The sequence below is a fragment of the Streptomyces sp. DH12 genome (genome assembly GCF_020873895.1).
Taxonomy (GTDB): domain Bacteria; phylum Actinomycetota; class Actinomycetes; order Streptomycetales; family Streptomycetaceae; genus Streptomyces.
Window position 1 is genome coordinate 1 of the sequence record NZ_JAHWGT010000757.1, and the last position, 493, is coordinate 493.

At 68.4% G+C, this 493-nt stretch carries 1 pseudogene; it reads right to left on the minus strand.

Going from position 1 to position 493, the window contains the following annotated elements:
* Positions 1-493: pseudogene (locus LPA54_RS36910) on the minus strand (Na+:solute symporter); the annotation flags it as partial.

Genomic DNA, 493 nt, shown 5'->3' on the forward strand with positions numbered 1-493 from the left:
GCCACCCACTTGATGACCACGGTGATGATGTCCTTGAACGTCGGCGAGTCGACCTGCGTGGCCACCGCCATGGACAGTCCCAGGAACACCACGGTCGTGACCCGCGCCGCGACCAGCCCGGACCGTTCGCCCCACGCCCGCGCCCGGGCGGACAGCACCGGCGCCACGTCCCGGGTGAACACGGCGGCGATCGCGTTGGCGTCCGAGGAGCACATGGCCATCGTGTGGGAGAAGAAGCCGACGATGACCAGCCCCAGCAGTCCGTGCGGCAGCAGCTGCTCGGTCATCAGGGCGTAGGAGTCGGACCCGTCCGCCTTCTGCGACTCCACGAGCAGCGGCGACATCCACATCGGGAAGAACAGCACCAGCGGCCAGACGAGCCACAGCACCGCCGACAGCCGCGCGGACCGTGCCGCCTCACGCGCGTCGGAGGTGGCCATGTACCGCTGGGCCTGGTTGAGCATCCCACCGTTGTACTCGAACAGCTTGATGA